This is a genomic window from Candidatus Nitrosocosmicus oleophilus (genome assembly GCF_000802205.1).
Taxonomy (GTDB): Archaea; Thermoproteota; Nitrososphaeria; order Nitrososphaerales; family Nitrososphaeraceae; genus Nitrosocosmicus; species Nitrosocosmicus oleophilus.
The window spans coordinates 2,337,942-2,358,404 of record NZ_CP012850.1 but is presented as its reverse complement, the minus strand read 5'-3'; the positions used below and the strand labels follow the sequence as shown (position 1 = coordinate 2,358,404).

Here is a 20,463-nt window from a genome sequence, read left to right as displayed (position 1 = left end):
GATATCATAATTAACCAAGATTTAAAGATAAGTGTATTATGTAATTAGTAAATAGTGACCAAAATTGAATATTATGTTAACCCCTTTCGGCGCTTAGAGAAGACTACGGCTGTCAGAGTCGTACTGAGTTCAACTATCCTTTCGATAGTTTTGTATTTTTTTATTCTAAACATGGGGTCTTATTTCGGCCCGACCATCTATCCACTTTTAGATCGGGTAACATATTCTACTCCCTTTGTAGACAAGCATTTTTTTTCCGATTATGTGGATTCCTTGATTATCATAATTTGTTCTGCAGCTTGGTTCACTTTAGTCATAAGAAGTAAAAATCCTTTGAAAATGTGGATTCCACTTTATATATTAGTTTTGACGTGCATTGTACTCAATTTATCAACCTTTATCACGTATCTATCTCTAATAATCCCACCATCAATCGTATCCCTTATTATATTCAACCGGATTTCAAAAAGAAATTTGTTACTAATAGATGAAAAACTTTGCATTAATTATATCTCGATCATGGGTATTGCTTTAGCGCTCCTCAGTCTGGCTATTACCATTCCATTAGTATTTGACCCAGATTTGTTATTTCCGCCAATGAACTTTTTTTATTATGGTTATTTGTTATTTACAGTTCTTACGCCGATTATGTTATTCCTCATCGCTTTAGCTATTCCAATAAAGATGGCAATCTCAAAAATATTTAGACCTCATATTGATCCTCATCAAGATCAGGCGAAGCAATTTTGTATTTCTGGTCCACAACCAAACCTTAAGGATAGGGTAATTTATCTGCTTATCATTATCTGTATTTCGACCAGTATTTCTTTGATCCCTCATTTAATAACAATAAATCCAGACGCACAGTTTATTGGTGATGATACGCTTGATTACATTAGATTTTTAAACAACACTCAATCTGAGTCAACTTCGATTCCTGAAATTCTTTATCAAGTATTTCATAACCAGTCAAGCGGAGATAGGGCTGTTTCCCTGCTAGTTTTCTATTCTATTTCTAACATACTAAATACCAATGGCTATGGTACCACTTTAGAACTATTACCTCTACTGTTAGGACCTTTACTTATACTTAGCGTCTATTTCCTTACTGTAGAACTGACTTCAAGTTATAGGACTGCATTAATAGCTGCATTATTTACAATACCTTTCCAAGTTCTTATTGGGATTTATGCTGGACTATATGCAAATTGGTTTTCTCTAATTTTCGGTTACCTGGCCATATATTTCTTGTTTAAATCACTAAGGAAAAAATCAATTCGCTACATAGTAATTTTTTCATTGTTATTAGTTCTTGTGCATTTTAGTCATGCTCCTACATGGACCATTTTTTGTCTTGTTCTGTTAATTTTCCTTACAACATTACTTTTTTCCCATAGTAAACAGAGAAAACTCATTCTCTTCCTATTTTTGGCGCTTATTCCATCTATAGCCATAGATACTTCGAAAATGATTTTAACTAATAACTCTGGAGTTACTGAAAATTTCACATTTGCGAACAATCAAGGACTCGGCGTTAATGATATTTATACAATTTGGCACAACTTGGTTGACACCACCCAAATATACATGGCTGGCCAAATTGGGAATCCTATAATACTCTCACTTGTAGTCTATTGGATTATATATTGCTCGACAAGGGAAACAGGGACTATCTTCTTCCTCATTTTTTCTTCTCTGACCTTATTTCCCATATTATTTGGGGAAACGGAAATTTTGACCAGGCTAATTTATGAAATACCATTACAGATCCCCGCTGCCATAGGACTTTCAAGAATAATAAGGTACAACGGAAATCTTTTACTCCTGTTCATTTGTATTAGTTTGATCACAGTATCAGTAAGGACAGTAATGAATTTTCATTTTTATCCTGGCCAATAATTTTATCTTTCTCAACCAAACATATTCTGGGGACTTGCAAGATTTGACTGTGTTGTTACCAACATAAGCCATAAATCTGTCTGGTATTCTAAATTAATTGTTTATTTTGAAAATTCTACAAGTTACACCCTTTTTCCCTCCAGACATAGGTGGAATTTCGGACCATGTATATGCCATTTCTAAGAATCTACAATTAGATGGCCATGATGTTACTATCATAGCTCCGCATAAAATTACTGAGAGAAATAATGCAAACGATATTAACAAATTGATCAAAATTCCTTCGTTGTACTTATTGCCCTGGCCGTATTCTACGCTAAAAAATTTTAGTTTTCCGGTAGACCTGGGTATGCGAATCGATAAAATAATAAAGAATGGAAATTTTGACCTGGTACATACACATGGTCAGCACTATCCAACGTCATGGCTGGCCATAAGATCTTCCAAAAAATATGGGGTTCCTTGTATTTTAACCATCCATACTAATTTCGCACTAAATCCAAAAAGACTAGGGGGAAAAACAAAAATTGAAGAATATTTTAACAAACTTGTTTTCGCAAGAATCCTTGGTAAGACTACTGGGATAATAGGGTTGACTGCAAATAATATTAGCTATGCAAAACTATATGCCAAAGGTGACAAGTATTATTATCAAATTTCTAACGGGATCAATAACCAGCTTTATTATGAAAATAGTAACAAAAGAGTTCCATTCCGAGAAGCCCACGGTCTTAGTAACAATACTCCAATCATACTTTTCTGTGGGAGATTTGAAGATGTGAAGGGGATATTAGAATTTGCTGAAGCTTCAAGACAATTAGCAAGCAATTTCCAAATGATTAAAGTGATAATGATAGGAAATGGATCTCTAAAGGAGCAGATAGTTTCTATTATAAGGGATGAACCAAACATTATCTTAATAAACTGGCAGTCACATGAAGAATTAATTAAATATTATATAATGTCAGATATTTTTGTAATCCCTTCAAAATTTGAAGGATTACCAATAGTCCTACTTGAGGCCATGGCTGCTTCAATGCACATCGTATATACGCCTGTTGGAAGTATGCCCGAAGTCTTGGAAAAGTACCCGATGAAGTCTATGATCAAAAGTTGTACTGCAGATGAAATCTATAGAACTATAGAAGGCCTCTTGAATAACTTTGAGGTCATTTCCACTAATGAAAAGAAGGTAATGAACTATATGGAAAGATTTGACTGGAGGAATATAACAAGACAAGTTGAATTTGCCTATCGACAGACAATAAATCAAGATCATTTGCAATAAGAGAGATTCGCTCTTTATGTTGTAGCTCGGACTAATGCTAGGATTGAGGTTAGAATGGGTTTATATATCAATTATCTGGTTAGTTCTTTTGCTGCTTTAATATAATGATATCAGTATTGTATTTTTGTCCCTTTGCAAATAATTCAAAATCTGGTGTTCAACGATTTGCACGAGAAATTACGGAGGGGGCTAAAACCATACCTATCAAATCGTACCAACTTTTTTGGAATCGGGAAAATGGATTATTTTTGAGCTACTTAGGCTTATTCAGAGAATTTTTAAGTTTGCAACCAAAAATTGAAATCATCCACTTCGTAGTATTATCGCCATACATTTTACCATTCATGATTATTGCAAGACTCAAAAAAAAGAAAATTATTATAACCTACCATGGAATTTATACTAAAGAGATATCCAAATTTAGGCAACCTATACAATACCTTCTTTTCCTAATCACAGATAAAATATCTAGATTAATCTCAGACCGATTAGTATCCCTCAACAAGTATTTGTTGAATGAGCTTAAGATTAGGACAAATTATACCATTATTCCCAATCCTTACATTCCTAAAAAGACTGTTAACCACGAATCTGCTTTTCCAAAAATAGCAGACATTCTTCTATTGACTGCAACCACATTCAAGATTGAGAAGAAGGCTGAGGGGCTAAATTACCTCTTGAGAGTTATAGAAAAAGTGTCAATACCTTCGAGAGATATTAAATTACTAGTTTTCGGGAATGGAAAACATCTAGAGAAATTTAAAAAAAAATATGGTTATATCAAGAATATCAAGTTTATGGGATTTAGTGGGATTTTTAATGACTACCTAAAAGATGCAGATGCTTACTTGCATATCTCAGGATTAGATAACCAACCCTATGTAATAATGGAAGCCATGATGAATGAAAAGGTTATCTTTTGCAATCAACTAGATGGAGTATTAGAAATGATGGATTCCAATAACAATTACATAGTGGAACTTGATCAGGATTCCATTAATGATGGACTGAAAAAATTATTACATGATATTGTATTTAATAATAAGAAATTCAAAGAAATGGGTTTAAAAAATAAGGAATTTGCTATAAATATGTTTGCCCATGAGAAGGTTATGAAAAAATATTTGACACTTTATGAAGCTTTGGCTACAGGTAAATAGTATACTCTCTAGGGAGTAAAATTATGATTTCTCTCTAATACTTTCAATTCGATCTTTCATGCAAAATAATCCATTCCATAATTTATATTTATGTTGAATCTAATAAAATCATTCAATAAACTTATTTAATATTCTGCGTTAAATAATTTCTTGAATGGATAATACTTGATTGGAGATTAGACATAGTATCACATTTATTAAATTATTTATAACAAATCTAACGGTTTTTGAACAAATAATCAAATTTCAAATATTTCAATTTTGTTACTATAGGTTGGAGAGAGTACCGATATCAACAGAGATATCTTTTTATATATTGTTGTATCAATACAAAATATTGAATTTTCAGTTTAACATAGGACCTAAAGATCCTTATCCTTCGAGTGTAGTGTATGTGGTGAATTGGAGTAATTTGGAATTAATCGGGTGATGAAAAAATGACTTTGGATTTGGTTTCAAATGAATCTACGTCTAAACATATAATTGTATGTATTCCTGCTTATAATGAGGAAGATAATATTAGAGAAATAATAACAAAAGCAAAAACCCATGCTAGTGAGGTAATTGTATATGATGATGGATCTATAGATCGAACTTCAGAAATTGCTAAAGAAGTAGGTGCTGTAGTGATCCGAAACTCTCGAAATAAAGGGTATGGAAAGGCCCTGAGTGAATTATTCAAATTTGCCTTGAAAAGAAACGCGGATATTATGATAACACTTGATTCTGATGGTCAACACGACCCTGATCAGATACCTGAGATAATCGACCCGCTCATGAAAAATGAGGCAGATATTGTAATCGGATCTCGGTTCTTAAAAAAAGAAGATATGCAGCATGTTCCTTCATATAGGAATTTTGGAATAAGAGCAATTACAAAATTTACTCAGGTAGTTTCTTATAATAAGATAACAGACGCTCAAAGTGGCTTCAGAGCGTATAATCTGAATGCCCTTGATAATCTAAAATTGTATGAAGACGGTATGGCGATATCTACTGAAATCTTGTTAAAAGCTAATGAACATAATTTGAGAGTGGCAGAAGTACCAATTACCGTAACGTACAATGGTAATGGTTCCACACATAATCCGATAGCGCATGGATTAGCGGTTTTTAACCATTTATTTAGATATCTATCATTCAGGAAGCCTCTGATATTCTATGGTATTCCGGGATTATTATTACTAATTATATCATCGATATTCATGTATAGTGCCCTTGACTTGTTTTCTACGACACGTTTTGTTTCAACCAATATGATAATACTATCTCTCGGTTTTGCAATTATGGGAATATTATTACTGGCTACTTCCGCAATTGTATATACTTTGATTACCTTGTTCAAAGGAAGATTGAGAGAAATATGATCTTAAAAATTCCTCCTTTAATGATGTTAGTATGAAATTAAAGAGTATAACAAGGCTATACAATTAAAATTTTTTTTGATAAATTCAATTAATTCCAAAATAATAGAAAGTAAATTGGTTTTGGAATATAGGTGTGGAGGATTAAATGATTTTCAAATATTTCAATTTTGTTACTATAGGTTGGAGAGAGTACCGATATCAACAGAGATATCTTTTTATATATTGTTATATTCATAATATCTAGTGAAATATCGCGATACAGATCTAAAAAAATATAAATACCAAATAGCATTAGTAGTAGTAGCTTTCACACTACTGTTATACGTTGTTCCCATCAACAATATGAGTCTTCAGCAAACTTCTGCAGATTCTGTCTCAGATGCAATAAAGAAATTTACCGATAGAGGTGGCAATGACAACGGCAATGACAACGGCAATGACAACGGCAATGACAACGGCAATGACAACGGCAATGACAACGGCAATGACAACGGCAATGACAACGGCAATGACAACGGCAATAATGAACAAACAAGCAGTGATGATAATGAACAAACAAGCAGTGATGATAATGAACAAACAAGCAGTGATGATAATGAACAAACAAGCAGTGATGATAATGAACAAACAAGCAGTGATGATAATGAACAAACAAGCAGTGATGATAATGAACAAACAAGCAGTGATGATAATGAACAAACAAACAATGTAAACGACATTATAAGCAAGTTTACTAACAGAGATGCTTCCTCTAACACTGAAAATACTAATACCGAAAATGAAGAACAAACAAACCCAGGCGAAAATGAACAAACAAGCAGTGATGATAATGAACAAACAAACAATGTAAACGACATTATAAGCAAGTTTACTAACAGAGATGCTCCCTCTAACACTGAAGATACAAACCCATCTAGTCAAAGCCTAGTTGGTGACAACAACCCACAACAAAATGGAATTAACGACATTATAAGCAAGTTTACTAACAGAGATGCTCCCTCTAACACTGAAGATACAAACCCATCTAGTCAAAGCCTAGTTGGTGACAACAACCCACAACAAAATGGAATTAACGACATTATAAGCAAGTTTACTAACAGAGATGCTCCCTCTAACACTGAAGATACAAACCCATCTAGTCAAAGTTTAGTTGGTGACAACAACCCACAACAAAATGGAATTAGTGACATCTTAAACAGATTTGGCGGTATTAATCCAACATCATTCATTAACACCCCAGCAACAGACCCAGAGGCTTCTGCAAGTGCAACTCCAAATTTCAATCCAACCAGCTTCTTGGATTTAGCTAGGAGCATTGGTATAGGTCAAATCGATAACGCAAGAGCAATATATACTCCATTCTTACAGGGATTCCCTGCAGTGTTAGACAGAGTAGATAGCAGCTTGGATAGAGCACAGGGACAACTGGATGACGCAATAACTCAAGCTAAATACCGAATTCAAGGTTCTCTAGGATCCGGATTTAGCTTCAATTAATTTTTTTGAAGCATCCTTATCATAGATCTCAAGAGAATTCACAATACAAACAATCGACTATATAGTTAATATTATAATTTTTCTAAAATTTATTGATCACCGATTTTAAGCCTTTAAATGATTCCGAGAATGCGAAAGCATTAGTAAGATCCTTCAGATGGTATGTACCAGTTATAAAATCAGATAATTTGATTTCTCCTGAATCAACTAAATCCATTGCCTCTATTAGATTTTCAGGATTTGAACTGAAACTACCAAAAATTGTAATCTGATTGTAATGTATAAAATTAGGATCTAATCTTGTCGTCCCAGTATTTGAATTATTATGTTGATTCTTTATTCCTGAAAAAATAACCAATTTTCCGTTTTTGGTAATTATCTTGAGTGCTAGATCAATCGATGTAGAGCTATTGTTTGAAATAAAAATCAAATTTGGAGCACGATCTTCGTCAGACTTCTTTAAGGCATCTATTATTGGATTGAAATCATTATCAGTAACTTCAAGGGTCCTATGTGCCCCTAATTTGCGAGCTGATTCTAATCTATGCTTTATTTTACCTATCACAGTTACGTTTGTTTCTGGAAATAATCTTCTTAATAAAATCAATTGCATAAGGCCAATGGGTCCATCACCTATAATTACAATAGATTGAAAGTCCCCTCTCCTGATTTGATTTATTCCATTTATACAACAGGCCAAGGGCTCAATGAGGGCTGCTTCCTCATTTGATATTTTGTCTGATACGGGAACAATACCACCAATTTCAAACAACCGATTAGGAATCCTTATGAATTCCGCAAAGCCTCCGTTAACAGTGGATCCTATTTCTTTTAGATTAGAGCATAAATTATACTTATTATTGTTACAATACCAACATTCAAAACAAGGAATAACAGGATAAATTGAAACTCTAGTGCCTGATTTGATGCTAAAGTTTTTCCCCTTATAATCTGTTATAGTCTGAGCACAAATTTCGTGACCAAGGATAACTGGAGGAGTTACTTTAAAGCTCCCGTTTCTAAATGTTCTTACATCATAGCTGCAGACCGAGCAGGCCAATACCCTTAACTTGCTTTCCCCATCAGTTCTGATTTCAGTGTCTATATTCTTAATCCTTATATCATTAGGTCCATAGAAGAAGGCAGCTTTCATCAAAGTCTCAATTTTTAAAGATATTTCAGTCGTTAGTGTATATATATTTAATTTGTAAATAGATGAATTATGACCCGATTTTTCGATCCACATATTCATATGTATTCAAGGACGACAGATGATTACGAGAGGATGTCAATCGCCGGTATCGAAGTCATAGTACAGCCTTCATTTTGGCTAGGGGCCCCGCGTACTCACGTGGGCACATTTATTGATTATTGGGAGCACATGATTTCTTTTGAAACAAAAAGAGCTAAAGAGCATGGCATAGAGCATTTTACATGCATTTCTGTCAACCCTAAAGAATCAGTAGAGAGACCTTTAGCTATTGACGCATTAAATGCAATGATAGATAATAAATTCTTAAAAAGAGAACGGGTTGTTGCACTTGGTGAAATTGGTTATAACTTAATTAATGTTCTTGAGGAGGAGATTTTTGTTAAGCAATTGGAAATTTGTCAAAAGGATAATTTATTGGCAATGATTCACTTACCACATCAAAATAAAACGGAGGGGATGAGAAGGATGGAAAAGATCTTTGAGAACGGTAACTATGATTACAATAAGATCCTTATTGATCATAATACTGAGGAGACAATAAAAAAGACGTTAGATCTGGGTGCCTGGGCCGGACTCTCAGTCTATCCAGTTACGAAGCTTTCACCTGATCGCGTGATTAATATTGTAAAAGAGTATGGAAGTGACAAAATAATGGTTAATAGTGCAGCAGACTGGGGTGTGTCTGACCCATTGAGTGTGCCTTTGACCGCGAAAGAAATGCGAAAAAATGGCTGTTCTCCCACGGATATCGAAAAAGTTACTTTCCTTAATGCATTTGAATTTTATAGACAATCAGAGAAATTTACATGGGTGCCATGATCTCTTTTACGTCTAAAAACTGCGTATTATCTTTGTGATAGACGACCCCAGAATCTGTTTTTTTGCTCAAATTCAAATATCAGAAACGTACTTTAATACAAGAATAAAAATCAAATACCTAGGGATAGTTTTACTAGTCTGTTACAAAAAAGATTTAATCAATTTTTCTTGAATTATAAGTTATTATCATTATCAATAAAATTATGTTGAATCATAAAACAAAAATGAAAAAACAACAAAACATTTGAACAGTTTTTACTCTATTAAGGAACGTTTTTATAATTCGAATTGGCTAATTATAGCTTTGAGATCTGTTCAACGAGTTCTTGTAACTGGGGGCGCCGGATTCATCGGAAGCCACATTGTAGATGAATTACTAAAAAGAGGTTTTGAAACTTTTGTCATTGATGATTTTTCTAGCGGCAAATTATATAATTTGAAAAATAATCTATTAAACCCAAGATTGCATGTTCTGCCTGGAGATATTTCCCAAATTCATAACATTATGAAAGATATTGAGGAAATAGATGTTGTATTTCATGAAGCTGCAATAGCGAGTGTCACGGAATCAGTTCGAAATCCTGAAAAAGTATTTTATTCAAACGTACGATCCACAATGAAGGTAATCGATTTCTGTCTGAATTCTGGTGTAAAAAAGATTATTTTTGCTTCATCCTCGGCAGTCTATGGCGATTTGTCTAATGACGTATTAAATGAGGATTTAGCGTGCAAACCGACTTCTCCTTATGGCGCTTCAAAGTTATCTGTCGAAAACTACCTTCATAGTTATTGGAAAACTTATGGTTTAAAATGCGTTTCCTTACGTTATTTCAATGTATATGGTCCTAGACAAAGCAATAATGAGTATAGTGGAGTAATAACAATTTTTATCGACAGGTTGATAAACAATCAATCCCCTATTATTTACGGAGATGGATCCCAGACAAGGGATTTTGTTAATATCCAAGACGTGGTTTATGCCAATATGCTATCAATGGAATCTAACAACGCTGTGGGTGAAATTTTTAATGTTGGAACCGGAATCCCTACATCAATTCTAGATCTAGTTCAAATTGCAAGGAACACCGTCGGTAAGGATGAAATTAATCCTACGTTCACTGATGCTCGTGCTGGAGATATTCTACAAAGTCTTTCAGATATATCAAGGGCGCGAAACTTATTAGCGTATAATCCAAAAATAAATCTCCAAGATGGGTTAGAAAGTTTTGTGAGAGCATACTCATCTTCATCGCTCATTAGTGCATAGATTACTAAATAAATAAACGAATGAATCGCATTTTTTGAGCAGGCTTATGTTTTGAATTAATTTGACTATTGTTAATATGAATATTTAAATATCCTTTTTGAGCAGAAGTGTGATAGATCTTTCTTTTAATGGGAACAGATTTATGAGAAATTATAAAATGGATCAAGTATTACCAAGATTGAAATGTTATATTAGGATTTGTAGGGAATTACAGATCATCAAATACCTGGAATATAATCAAAGACAACCGCCATTTTACGATCAAAAACTTTAAGACGTTGAGTTTGAATCGGGAGCTGCAGTGGATGGACCCTCTGTACCAATCATTGTGACTGAATCTGGTTCAACAGGAAAGCATGAGTTCTCTTGTGTAGTGGAGGACCTAATTAGTTTTAATTAAGCATTTAATAATGATCGACTTTTACTTTGGCCGATCGATGAACACAAATTAATTCGCTGAAATCAATATGTAGAGGTATGGGCGACGACGGTGAATAAATATGATATTATTACAAAAGTGCTAAAACTGAACGTAGCAGTCGTTTTAGGTATCATGTTATTTTATCCATATAAGGTTATATATTTAAATCAATATAAAAAAACACTATAATGATAAATAAATGATAGAAAGGAAAGTTTCGGCTCTAAAATATGACTAATTATTTTATTGCGTTAACTGAGAATCAAAATTCATTAGCTTGAGTTCGGATATTGCAAATGAATAGATTGAATTGCAAAAATATTTCTATACAGCCCTAATATATTTAATTAGTTATTCCCAAGAAACATCAGATGATGGTATTGCATATCTAATACTAATATTAACTATTTCGAGGATTTCAAAATTATTGTTTATATTTATAAAACTGACTTGGGGTGAATTGAAATAATATGTATGCCTCTTTTCTTACCTAAGATGATAAGAATATACAAAATAAGACCAATAATACAATTAATGATTTTCGCCCACAATTAACGATGAATTATCAAAAGATAGGGGTTCTTATTCGTTACAAACAAACAGTGAGGTTAATTTCATTGGACTTGCTTTGCTATATCCATTGTATTTGAAACCTTAATACGAGAACCATTTATGCAAACTGTTCATACACTTGCTCGATCATGTCTTGAAACCGCTCTAAAACTAAATTAGTTTGAACTTGTTTATCAAGAGTAATTTTCAAACCTTGCAAACCGGTATTCATAATTCTCGCATATGGCCTAGCAAAGAATTTTTTTAAGCCGCCTTAGTTTATTCGATAACTTGATCCCTTTTGTGAACAAAAAAGTAAATAGAACCTCCAAGTAATTGGCAGATATAAAATTATCCTATCGGCTGCTGTGATCTGATTTGAATACATGTGATTTGCGAAGAAGAAAGCGACTTGGGAAGAAATCAAATTCATTAAATCTCAATTTCATATTTTTATAAATCTTTTGGCTAGCAAAATTTAGTAATTTTATTGCAAAATCATTTAACTTGAAAAGAATCAAATACCCTTACTGAATTACAAATTTAGATCGATTCAAAATTTGATGTATAAGATTTTTAAACAAAAGAATGAAGTTTCATTTTTTTTACATAGTAAATTGATTTAGAACTTCTTACCTCATTATCAAATTTGGTAAGATTTATCCCATAATATTTTTAATTAGTTGATTTGGTGTATTAATGCAATTAGCCGAAACATTATATTTTGTTATCGAGATACAAACAGTATTTGTAAAAAAGAAAATAAGATAGGTTATCTTTGTGCTAAGGCATTATTGCCGGTATTAACTTGGTTTTGGAAATTAAAGTTGTTACCAGAACCTATTGTGTCTCCACCTGATACTACTTGGCTATTTTGACTGGAGGACTGTGATTGACCTATTCCTTGACTAGCTTTGTTACCACCCTTTCCATTCCCATCTTGTGCTAGTGCATTGTTTCCACTGTTCTTTTGGTTTTGGAAATTAAAGTTGTTACATGATCCGCTAGTACTACCACCAGAAACACATTGAGAATTCTGGCTGGAGGATTGTGATTGACCTATTGCTTGTGATGCTCTGTTACCATTACCATTATCGTTATCATTGTGGTGTCTAAAGTAATTCTTGCACCAGTTTTTACTATGATCATCCCTACAATCTTCCCAATCATTGTACTTTTGCTTTGCTAGTACGCTATTTATGCCTGATATTGATGGACCCATAATCATTACTGTCGCTAATACTGCTACAACTAATAGTGCAGTTTTTTTTGTATGGTTTGACCTTAACATTTTAGTCTTAAATTCTATATTATGAAAATATGATATAACAATTTGTTAAGATTTTCAGAGTAATAATTTCTGTTTAAAATATTCATTAATTTGTTATGGTATTGTTTTAGAATTTCTTTATATATCTAAAAAATAATAGCCAATTAGCCCCCAAAGTCTAAAGTGAGTAATCAAAAGGAAAAATTGTAACTTTTCACTAGTTATTTGTCAAGCTGGAGAGTTTGCAATAGACAACTACAATAGGCGGTTAGTATGATTTACCAGATAAACATTAATTAATTTAATTTTCAAAATTCCATATGCAGGGCTTGAATTTCTATTTTTGAGGATTTTAATTCGATATAAAAATCTTGTTTAAAAAAAAGGATGTGGCAATACTATTTTGAATAGTGTTTATTGTTGACCTGCGGCGTTGTTACCGTCTTGTGCGTTAATGGATAAGCCTACATTGTTACATGAAGCGAGTGTATTGTTGTCTGTTGCACATTCTGAAAATTGGCCTGTTTCTGATGATTGGCCTAAAAATTGTGCTAAATCGTTGCTACTCTTCTTTGTTGCAAATGCCATATTATCTCCAAATGTGACCGCTGAACCTACCAAAGCTGCTGCAATAAAGATTGACAAGATTGACAATTGAATTTTTTTATTCATGTGTATAGGTTCCTAGTATTGTATAAGTGAATTGTTTAATCAGATTCTGAAATAATCTTACTATAATTAATTTCCATATGTTTCAGCTAAAATAAACAGGATAAAGAGTAGGATTTTATCCCAGCTCTCGTCAATTTAATCATCTCATAGTCGTTGATCTCAGATTATTTTTATCTGACTATATTTAACAGCTTTAATCTTTTTGATTTAAACCACATCATCGAATTACCGGGTTAGTCTTATTTGGTCTACGTCAACAGGGTGACAGGTACAGTGAGTATGATCCACTTAGATACAAAAAGCAAACCCTGAAAGACAAAAATGTCATTAGAAAGCCGCTTCTATATCGTCCCTAGAGAATCTAACAGCATATTAATAGATAGTGGAGCCAAAAACGACCTACCCGTTCGCCTCTACTAATCTCACGGAGGTGATTTTCCACCTATAATACTCCTCAGATAAGATTTCTTCATCTAATCATATTTTTTGAACGAGTTGAACAAAAATATGAACAAAATGAACATATCTTTGAATAGTATAAATTTGAGTTTAGCGCTCGCAAGGTAGATTTGAAAGGGGCAGGAAAATCGGTAATAGAGGATTAACTAATGGAAATTCATATGAAACAATATCCGTAGAGAATCAAATCTCAAAGGGTACCGTGTTTAATATGATAGAGTTGGAAGGACCAAATCGCAGTTCCAAACATTGATTCTTTAAGAGAATTTTCGGTGCTTGTCAACAAATCAGGCTTGACCGTTGAGCAATGTGCTCAAGGTTTTAGATTTATCAAAATTTTATCCAAGTTTGGAATTACGGATGAATCGGAAATAGATGTCTCCCTCAGTCCAGATGATAAGACTCCAATTAAATATTCACACCTCGATGAAACTGGAGGGATCGCAGATGGAAAACTTGGAAAAAGTCGTGGCAGGGCTCCCCCAACTCGCAGAAACAGTTTTTATATGTTTGTAGGTAGTCTGTATAATCAATGCAAGATTCACGGTATCGATCCCTCTATAATAATAAGATGGATTAATGACTTGTTAGAATTTGGCTCTTCCGACTTCCTTTCTAATACCATTGATGCCAGAGCTAGAGATCCAATTAATGAGGATGCGATTGATTTACCTAAAAATAGTTTCGTAAAAAATACAAAAAACAAATACTTTTTGTTTCTAAAATTGACGGTTATCTTGAGCAAATGAAGATGAAATTTCAAAGTCTGCAACAAGCCCATACTTTACTTTTGAGAGATATAGAAAGGGCAAAGGGGCTAAAGAATGCTATTGACTCTGATTTAGATAAAGCAATAAAGAGAGAGCGAAGTATCATGAAATATTATTCATGGTACAAGTCCCTAACTCGAGAATTGAGAGACGAATATGGGTTAGATATCAGAGAGGAATTTAGTACTTTTGCAAAGGCTATTAATGATTTTAATGGTTATGACTATAATGTTCTCGATATAATCAATGATTATAAAGAGCTCAAATCAGTAAGGGAAGAGATACAGATAATCCAGAGCATGCTCGAAATGAACAGACCCGCAAGGGATAAACTATTGAAAGAAATTGAATTTCTCGAAGAAAAACGAAGCTATTATATACAAAGCACGAATACTTTTGAGGAATTACAGAAAAGAGGGCTTGGACTTAAAGAACTCAAACGGTTATTGAGCAGATTAGTAGAAATCTCAAGAGCTAACAGTTTGCCTGATAATGAAGCACTTCCTCAATTTCTCAACATTGTAGAAAAACAATACGACAATAAACTCGGATTTGAAAGTATAATAAAAAGTCTCAAGACAGAAAAAGAGAAACTGCAAGAAGAAGTTCCAGAATATAAAATGTATTTGCAATTACAGGGGATTTTGAACCTTCAGATAGTCCATCTTAATCATAGCGGTGTAACAAACGAGGATATTATTAATATTTATAATTTGGTAACGTCTCTTAAAAATACCGGTTTTGTCGATGACCTTTCATTAAATATGGATGGTAACAGTCCTATAAGAAATGACACCGTCAGTAAGAATGAATTCTGGACACGGTATATAGAAAAATTAAGGAGCTTAAAAAATATTCATGTGGCAATTGAACAGAGCTTAGCCATTTTAAACAATCTAAAAAAGGAAGTCGAGATGTTAGATCGTCAAAAACAGGAATTGGAAAAGACCTGCTCAGATGCGATAGCAAATCTGAATCATATAGTTTATCAAATAACTTATTCGATGAATGCGGCAAGACAGATCCATCAAGAAATAGATAAAAGATTATCAACTTCTCATCGACTAAATCCACTAATTATTAATCTACTGATACTAAATAACAGGGACGAGGAATATGACAATAGAGAAAACAACGATGACAAGTAGATGAATTATTTGTCCTAGTCTTGAGATTTGTCCTTTTTTATTCAGTAGAAAAAAATAATAATCTTGATAACTTATACGCGAGAATGTTCTGCCAAGATTTGCTTTTCTTTTTGGTATTTGCTCCTTCAAAAATGATACTTTGTTAGATTATTATGGGATTTATCTGCACAAACTACCCAAAAAATTTGATTATCATTCAACCATTATCCTGCTTAAAAAATTATATTTCATAAAAAAGGAAGGCTGCAAGCGTAATCAAAGACATTCTATCCTTCAAATGTTAGGGAATATTATATAAAAACCTAGTAAAAATTTTGCCTAGTATTTTTCCTCTTCTTGCATTAATAGTAATATTCTATCGGCTGTTTGTAGTTCGCGCTTTTTACCTTGGGCTGAATTTGATTCCTGTCTATTAAAAAGTGGCCTTAGTTGTGAAGATTTTAATCCACTTTCTACTGTACCGATTTCGGTTTTGTGTCTATCCTTTTTCATGCTCGTTTTAGGCCAATAAACTATAAAACAGGTTACTTTTTTATTATTATATAAAAATCATTTGACTACGTAGAATAATTATAGTTAAACTACCTAATCCTCGAGGTGATCTAATAATTCCATATCAATGCCATAGTTTTAGTCATAATCCAGTCATTTCATTCAGATACTATGAAACTAAAATCCTTCTTAAAATGAAGAAAGTAAATTATTCCAAAATTCAAAATATAATGAAGTTTAAGAAACTCCACTAGGCTGTTTATGTTCTGAATGCTCAAGCTTTATGTGCTCTTCTTTTTCATCTTTGTTTCTAAATGTAATTCCGCATAGGTGGCATGTGTTATCAGTAGACGGCTTGCTACTTGGTTCAGCTGATGTCCCCATATCAATAACTATACAGCAAATGTAAATATAAGCATTAAACGTGTTGCTTAAGAACAGATGTCCTACATCTGAATAAGTATGATTTACATACTATTCTAGGTCTAATGATCCTCGACATATGGTATCTTTTGAGTATAACTTTGCTTCTATAAGCAAAAATTACACCTTATTTTGCCGTTCTGACTAGTCCATTTAGAACGGAGCGCTCATAATGATTACAATCTCCAGGTTGAAATGTGTGAGCTTCAAGACATTCTTAGTTGGCCAGTTCTGTTTAAATACCAAAAACGATTTTTTGGTGATTTCAGATATACCCTCTTCCATAATTGAACGATCTTTAGCTTGTTTCGTTCTCAATCTTCCCAATCTTACACAAGATTACATTTATCAATTTTTTTAATCCAAATAGCGTAAATACTAGATATATTTAGTTTTATATTAGACAAGGTAGGAAAATGAAAAATGGAAGGGATCGATGATAAGAATAATGGTGATTCCAATTTGGACTCTAATGGTGATACGGAGATAACAAAAAAATACTTGATAGAGATTGTTGGGAAATTTAAAAATACTTCTACTATAGAACTTCCAAATTATGAAGATGCCTTAGAATTGTTTAATCAGAGGTCAAAAGAGGGTAAAAATCTAATATTATATGAAGTACACAAATCAAAAATAGATGGATCTACAATCAAAAGAGTCCCCGTACTTAATACGTCCAAACATGCGGAAAGAATGCGAGTTCTGGAAGAGGAATTAAAGGATTCTAATCCAGCCAATAATGGAACAGTTAGTGCTCCTGTCTCTGCATCGTCACCCGCTGATCCGAAAGGTAAGATGACACTTGGTACAATGAAATTTAAGATAATAATTCTTGTTGCTGTAGTAGTTGGCTTTATTTTAACGCTATTTATGTTAAATATTCTTGCAAGTGGAGGAACCGGAAATATTTCTGCTCATTTGATCGCACCTGATACCATACAAAACTTCGTTCAGACTACAGCAAATGTCAATTACAATTACAACCATCAAGAACTATTTTCAATCTATTTTCTTGTCTAGTTTTGATTTTTTTACCAATTTCTCAATCTCTGTTGATAAAGCTACATGAATAATGCCTATTGATCAAGTTTTGTTTCTTAAACCAAACTTTGTTGATAACTCTAGACTATTGCTTTTTAATTCTGTTCATAAGATAGGTTAAAAAATTTACATTTATATATCAAAATTTAATCCTTTAGTAGATTTCCATATCCTCCACGACAAAACAATCATCATTCTTCGGTGCGGTGTAAGTTTCATCTTATTGCCACCTAGAGCTTAACCAAGTTTGAATAGATATTCGAAAACCCGAATCGTAAAAAAATGGGAAAATACGGCAAGATCATAGTCATCAAATCAATGACAGCTAAATGTTATTGTAAATTGTCCTAAAACCTTCAGATAATCCATTTCATCAAAAATTTGTCATATGGATAATAATTGTCTTTTATTCCCAATCACATAATAATAAATTTAACAATAAAATCTTGTGAATAGTCTGGTTTTATTGGTTCTTCTTATTCCTGCAGTAGGTGGAAGTTTGATCTTATCTGATTATGATGATATTTATGCTCAAAGTACGGATTTTCAACTACCTTCTTTATCCTTTAATAATCCATATTCTGATATGCCAACAAACATGCAGAATTCACTTTCAGAACTTGGTGATATTGATGAAGAGGTAGATTCTCAGGTTAACGAAATAATAAAACCAACGTTTCAGAACCCGATAGAAAAATCTGAAACCAAGGATAATCAAGATGAAGGCTCACCTGCGAATCAGGAAACCGAGACTGGAATTGGTGGCAATGACCTTGATACACCTACTCCTACTCCTACTACTACCAGTGGTAGTGGTGGCGGTGCTGGCGATGTATATGTAGTAGATTACAGCAATATTAGAATCCAGAAATTTGATACTCAAGGTGACTTTATCTCAAAGTGGGGTGCAAAAGGTAAGGCAGACGGTCAGTTCGGAGTACCTCATGGAGTAGATGTAGACAAAGATGGGAATGTTTATGTTGTTGATATGGATAACAATAACGTTCAAAAGTTTGATAGCGAAGGTAACTTTCTGTTTAAATGGGGTTCAATGGGTACTGGTGATGGTCAATTCATGCATCCTCATACTATAAAATTGGATTCTGTAGGTAACTCCTACGTAAGTGACATGGCAAACTTTAATATTCAAAAGTTTGATAGCGAAGGTAACTTTCTGTTTAAATGGGGTTCAATGGGTACTGGTGATGGTCAATTCAATGCTCCCGAAGGCGTTGCCATAGATTCTTTGGACAATATATACGTCACAGATACTGATAACAATAACGTTCAAAAGTTTGATAGCGAAGGTAACTTTATCTCCAAATGGGGTATTACTGGTGAAAATGAAGGTCAATTCAAGAAGCCAGCTGGGTTGGATATAGATAAAAATGATAATATTTACGTAGTAGATGCTGGCAATAGTCGGATTCAAAAGTTTGATACCGAAGGTAACTTTCTATCAGCATGGGGATCTAAAGGACCAGGGAATGGGCAATTGGCAAGTCCGCATGATGTTGCCGTAGATTCTGATGGGAACGTTTACGTGGTTGAGCAGCTGAATTACAGAGTTCAAAAGTTTGATAGCAATGGTGAATTCTTGTCGACTTGGGGATCCCAAGGAAGTAATAATGATCAATTTCTTGATCCTCATAGCATCGTGGTATCATGATATTTTTTACAATTTTTTTTAGTTAGATTCTATTTTCCATTGACTTGCAGAGATTAGGGTTTCAATATTTTTTAAGCGTAGATAAATCTACTCTAGGCATAGTAATTGCAGTTAAATTAATCAACGATTACTTTATCTTAATTACTACATAACTATTTAACCCAAAGAAAATAATTTTTTTTGTGAAGTTTGCCTTTAGTACTAATGCCTTTACCAATTATTCACTAACCCGATCGATAGAGGAAATCTCCAAAATAGGCTATCAAGGTGTCGAAATAATGTGTGACGTGCCCCATGCCTACCCGCCAAATTTGAATGAAAATAAAATTAATGAGATTAAGAATTCATTAAGTCGCAATAAGTTACAAATTTCAAACCTAAATGCTTTTACTTTATTTGGATTAGGCGATACCTATCATCCTTCTTGGATAGAAAATGATAAAGATGCTCGCGAGCTCCGCATAAAACATACAATAGATTGCATTAATCTAGCTGAAAAACTTGGCGCAAAAAATATTTCAGTGGAACCAGGAGGACCGATTGAAATGTCTACAAGCAGAAACAAGTATTTGGAACTTTTTGCGAGCGGTATAAGGTCTGTCCTCCCACAAGCAGAGAAAAAACAAATAAAAGTTTTGATTGAACCAGAACCAGAATTGTTGCTAGAATCTTCAACTGAATTTATGGATTTTATGAAGGAATTTGATTCTGAATATTTGAAATTAAATTTTGATATTGGTCATTTTTACTGTGTTAATGAGGATCCTAGCGCTTTGATTCTCAAGTTGCAAAACTTTATTGAACATTTTCATATGGCCGATATAAAAAACCGAAAGCATTTCCATCTGATCCCTGGACATGGATCGATTGATTTTAGAACCGCTTTTGCAAAAATGGACGAAATAGGCTATGATGGTTATGTTACTGTTGAACTATATCCTTATAAGGAAAACCCCATTGGTGCTGCTTTAGAATCAATGAACTACATTAATTCAATTTAGACACATGTTACTCCAAATATTTGACTGAATTA

Annotated in this window: 17 protein-coding genes; 12 read left to right on the top strand and 5 right to left on the bottom strand. The window is 33.3% G+C overall.

Annotated features, from left to right (window positions below; genetic code table 11):
* The first annotated feature begins 54 nt into the window (after positions 1-54).
* The 5 genes from NMY3_RS11470 (at position 55) to NMY3_RS11450 (ending at position 7,211) form a co-directional block, all read left to right on the top strand.
* Positions 55-1,899: a hypothetical protein gene (locus tag NMY3_RS11470; protein WP_231100032.1), complete on the top strand. Its 1,845-nt coding sequence runs from the start codon at positions 55-57 to the stop codon at positions 1,897-1,899.
* 106 nt (positions 1,900-2,005) lie between these two features.
* Complete coding sequence (locus NMY3_RS11465; RefSeq protein WP_196815987.1) at positions 2,006-3,187, top strand: glycosyltransferase family 4 protein; 1,182 nt, start codon at positions 2,006-2,008, stop codon at positions 3,185-3,187.
* A 104-nt stretch (positions 3,188-3,291) separates the two neighbouring features.
* Entirely contained in the window at positions 3,292-4,347 is a 1,056-nt protein-coding gene (locus NMY3_RS11460) for a glycosyltransferase family 4 protein (RefSeq protein ID WP_196815986.1), read from the top strand.
* Positions 4,348-4,790: 443 nt separating this feature from the next.
* Entirely contained in the window at positions 4,791-5,714 is a 924-nt protein-coding gene (locus tag NMY3_RS11455) for a glycosyltransferase family 2 protein (protein WP_196815985.1), read from the top strand.
* Positions 5,715-5,957: 243 nt separating this feature from the next.
* Complete coding sequence (locus tag NMY3_RS11450; protein ID WP_196815984.1) at positions 5,958-7,211, top strand: hypothetical protein; 1,254 nt, start codon at positions 5,958-5,960, stop codon at positions 7,209-7,211.
* An 82-nt stretch (positions 7,212-7,293) separates the two neighbouring features.
* Here the strand turns inward: NMY3_RS11450 and NMY3_RS11445 are convergent, their stop codons facing one another.
* A complete protein-coding gene (locus NMY3_RS11445; protein ID WP_196815983.1) occupies positions 7,294-8,364 on the bottom strand; it encodes an alcohol dehydrogenase catalytic domain-containing protein in 1,071 nt (356 codons plus the stop codon).
* A gap of 69 nt (positions 8,365-8,433) precedes the next feature.
* Between NMY3_RS11445 and NMY3_RS11440 the strand changes: the two genes are divergently transcribed.
* Both NMY3_RS11440 and NMY3_RS11435 read left to right on the top strand, forming a co-directional pair.
* Entirely contained in the window at positions 8,434-9,243 is an 810-nt protein-coding gene (locus NMY3_RS11440) for a TatD family hydrolase (protein ID WP_196815982.1), read from the top strand.
* A 244-nt stretch (positions 9,244-9,487) separates the two neighbouring features.
* Complete coding sequence (locus tag NMY3_RS11435; RefSeq protein WP_196815981.1) at positions 9,488-10,510, top strand: SDR family NAD(P)-dependent oxidoreductase; 1,023 nt, start codon at positions 9,488-9,490, stop codon at positions 10,508-10,510.
* Positions 10,511-12,255: 1,745 nt separating this feature from the next.
* Here NMY3_RS11435 and NMY3_RS11430 read toward each other — a convergent pair.
* A complete protein-coding gene (locus tag NMY3_RS11430; RefSeq protein WP_196815980.1) occupies positions 12,256-12,774 on the bottom strand; it encodes a hypothetical protein in 519 nt (172 codons plus the stop codon).
* Positions 12,775-13,167: 393 nt separating this feature from the next.
* On the bottom strand, positions 13,168-13,425 hold the full coding sequence (locus NMY3_RS11425; RefSeq protein ID WP_196815979.1) for a hypothetical protein: 258 nt from the start codon (positions 13,423-13,425) through the stop codon (positions 13,168-13,170).
* 731 nt (positions 13,426-14,156) lie between these two features.
* Here NMY3_RS11425 and NMY3_RS11420 point away from each other — a divergent pair.
* On the top strand, positions 14,157-14,633 hold the full coding sequence (locus NMY3_RS11420) for a hypothetical protein (protein WP_196815978.1): 477 nt from the start codon (positions 14,157-14,159) through the stop codon (positions 14,631-14,633).
* A 2-nt stretch (positions 14,634-14,635) separates the two neighbouring features.
* Positions 14,636-15,802 (top strand): hypothetical protein, encoded by a 1,167-nt coding sequence (locus NMY3_RS11415; RefSeq protein WP_196815977.1) that lies wholly within the window; start codon positions 14,636-14,638, stop codon positions 15,800-15,802.
* A gap of 318 nt (positions 15,803-16,120) precedes the next feature.
* On the opposite strand, the gene NMY3_RS11410 is transcribed toward NMY3_RS11415, so the two are convergent.
* Together NMY3_RS11410 and NMY3_RS11405 are read right to left on the bottom strand one after the other, a co-directional pair.
* Positions 16,121-16,294: a hypothetical protein gene (locus NMY3_RS11410; RefSeq protein ID WP_196815976.1), complete on the bottom strand. Its 174-nt coding sequence runs from the start codon at positions 16,292-16,294 to the stop codon at positions 16,121-16,123.
* 237 nt (positions 16,295-16,531) lie between these two features.
* A complete protein-coding gene (locus NMY3_RS11405; RefSeq protein WP_196815975.1) occupies positions 16,532-16,678 on the bottom strand; it encodes a hypothetical protein in 147 nt (48 codons plus the stop codon).
* 462 nt (positions 16,679-17,140) lie between these two features.
* On the opposite strand from NMY3_RS11405, the gene NMY3_RS11400 reads away from it, so the two are divergent.
* From NMY3_RS11400 to NMY3_RS11390, 3 genes are all read left to right on the top strand, one after another.
* A complete protein-coding gene (locus NMY3_RS11400; RefSeq protein WP_196815974.1) occupies positions 17,141-17,740 on the top strand; it encodes a hypothetical protein in 600 nt (199 codons plus the stop codon).
* A 469-nt stretch (positions 17,741-18,209) separates the two neighbouring features.
* Entirely contained in the window at positions 18,210-19,430 is a 1,221-nt protein-coding gene (locus NMY3_RS11395) for a 6-bladed beta-propeller (RefSeq protein ID WP_196815973.1), read from the top strand.
* Between the two features lie 182 nt (positions 19,431-19,612).
* Positions 19,613-20,431 (top strand): sugar phosphate isomerase/epimerase family protein, encoded by an 819-nt coding sequence (locus NMY3_RS11390; RefSeq protein ID WP_196815972.1) that lies wholly within the window; start codon positions 19,613-19,615, stop codon positions 20,429-20,431.
* Positions 20,432-20,463: the final 32 nt, after the last annotated feature.

Coding starts and splice junctions, on each gene's coding strand:
- NMY3_RS11460 (WP_196815986.1), top strand. CDS start 3,292: ATGATATCAGTATTGTATTTTTGTCCCTTTGCAAATAATTCAAAATCT.
- NMY3_RS11445 (WP_196815983.1), bottom strand. CDS start 8,364: ATGAAAGCTGCCTTCTTCTATGGACCTAATGATATAAGGATTAAGAAT.
- NMY3_RS11440 (WP_196815982.1), top strand. CDS start 8,434: ATGACCCGATTTTTCGATCCACATATTCATATGTATTCAAGGACGACA.
- NMY3_RS11430 (WP_196815980.1), bottom strand. CDS start 12,774: ATGTTAAGGTCAAACCATACAAAAAAAACTGCACTATTAGTTGTAGCA.
- NMY3_RS11425 (WP_196815979.1), bottom strand. CDS start 13,425: ATGAATAAAAAAATTCAATTGTCAATCTTGTCAATCTTTATTGCAGCA.
- NMY3_RS11415 (WP_196815977.1), top strand. CDS start 14,636: ATGAAATTTCAAAGTCTGCAACAAGCCCATACTTTACTTTTGAGAGAT.
- NMY3_RS11410 (WP_196815976.1), bottom strand. CDS start 16,294: ATGAAAAAGGATAGACACAAAACCGAAATCGGTACAGTAGAAAGTGGA.
- NMY3_RS11405 (WP_196815975.1), bottom strand. CDS start 16,678: ATGGGGACATCAGCTGAACCAAGTAGCAAGCCGTCTACTGATAACACA.
- NMY3_RS11400 (WP_196815974.1), top strand. CDS start 17,141: ATGGAAGGGATCGATGATAAGAATAATGGTGATTCCAATTTGGACTCT.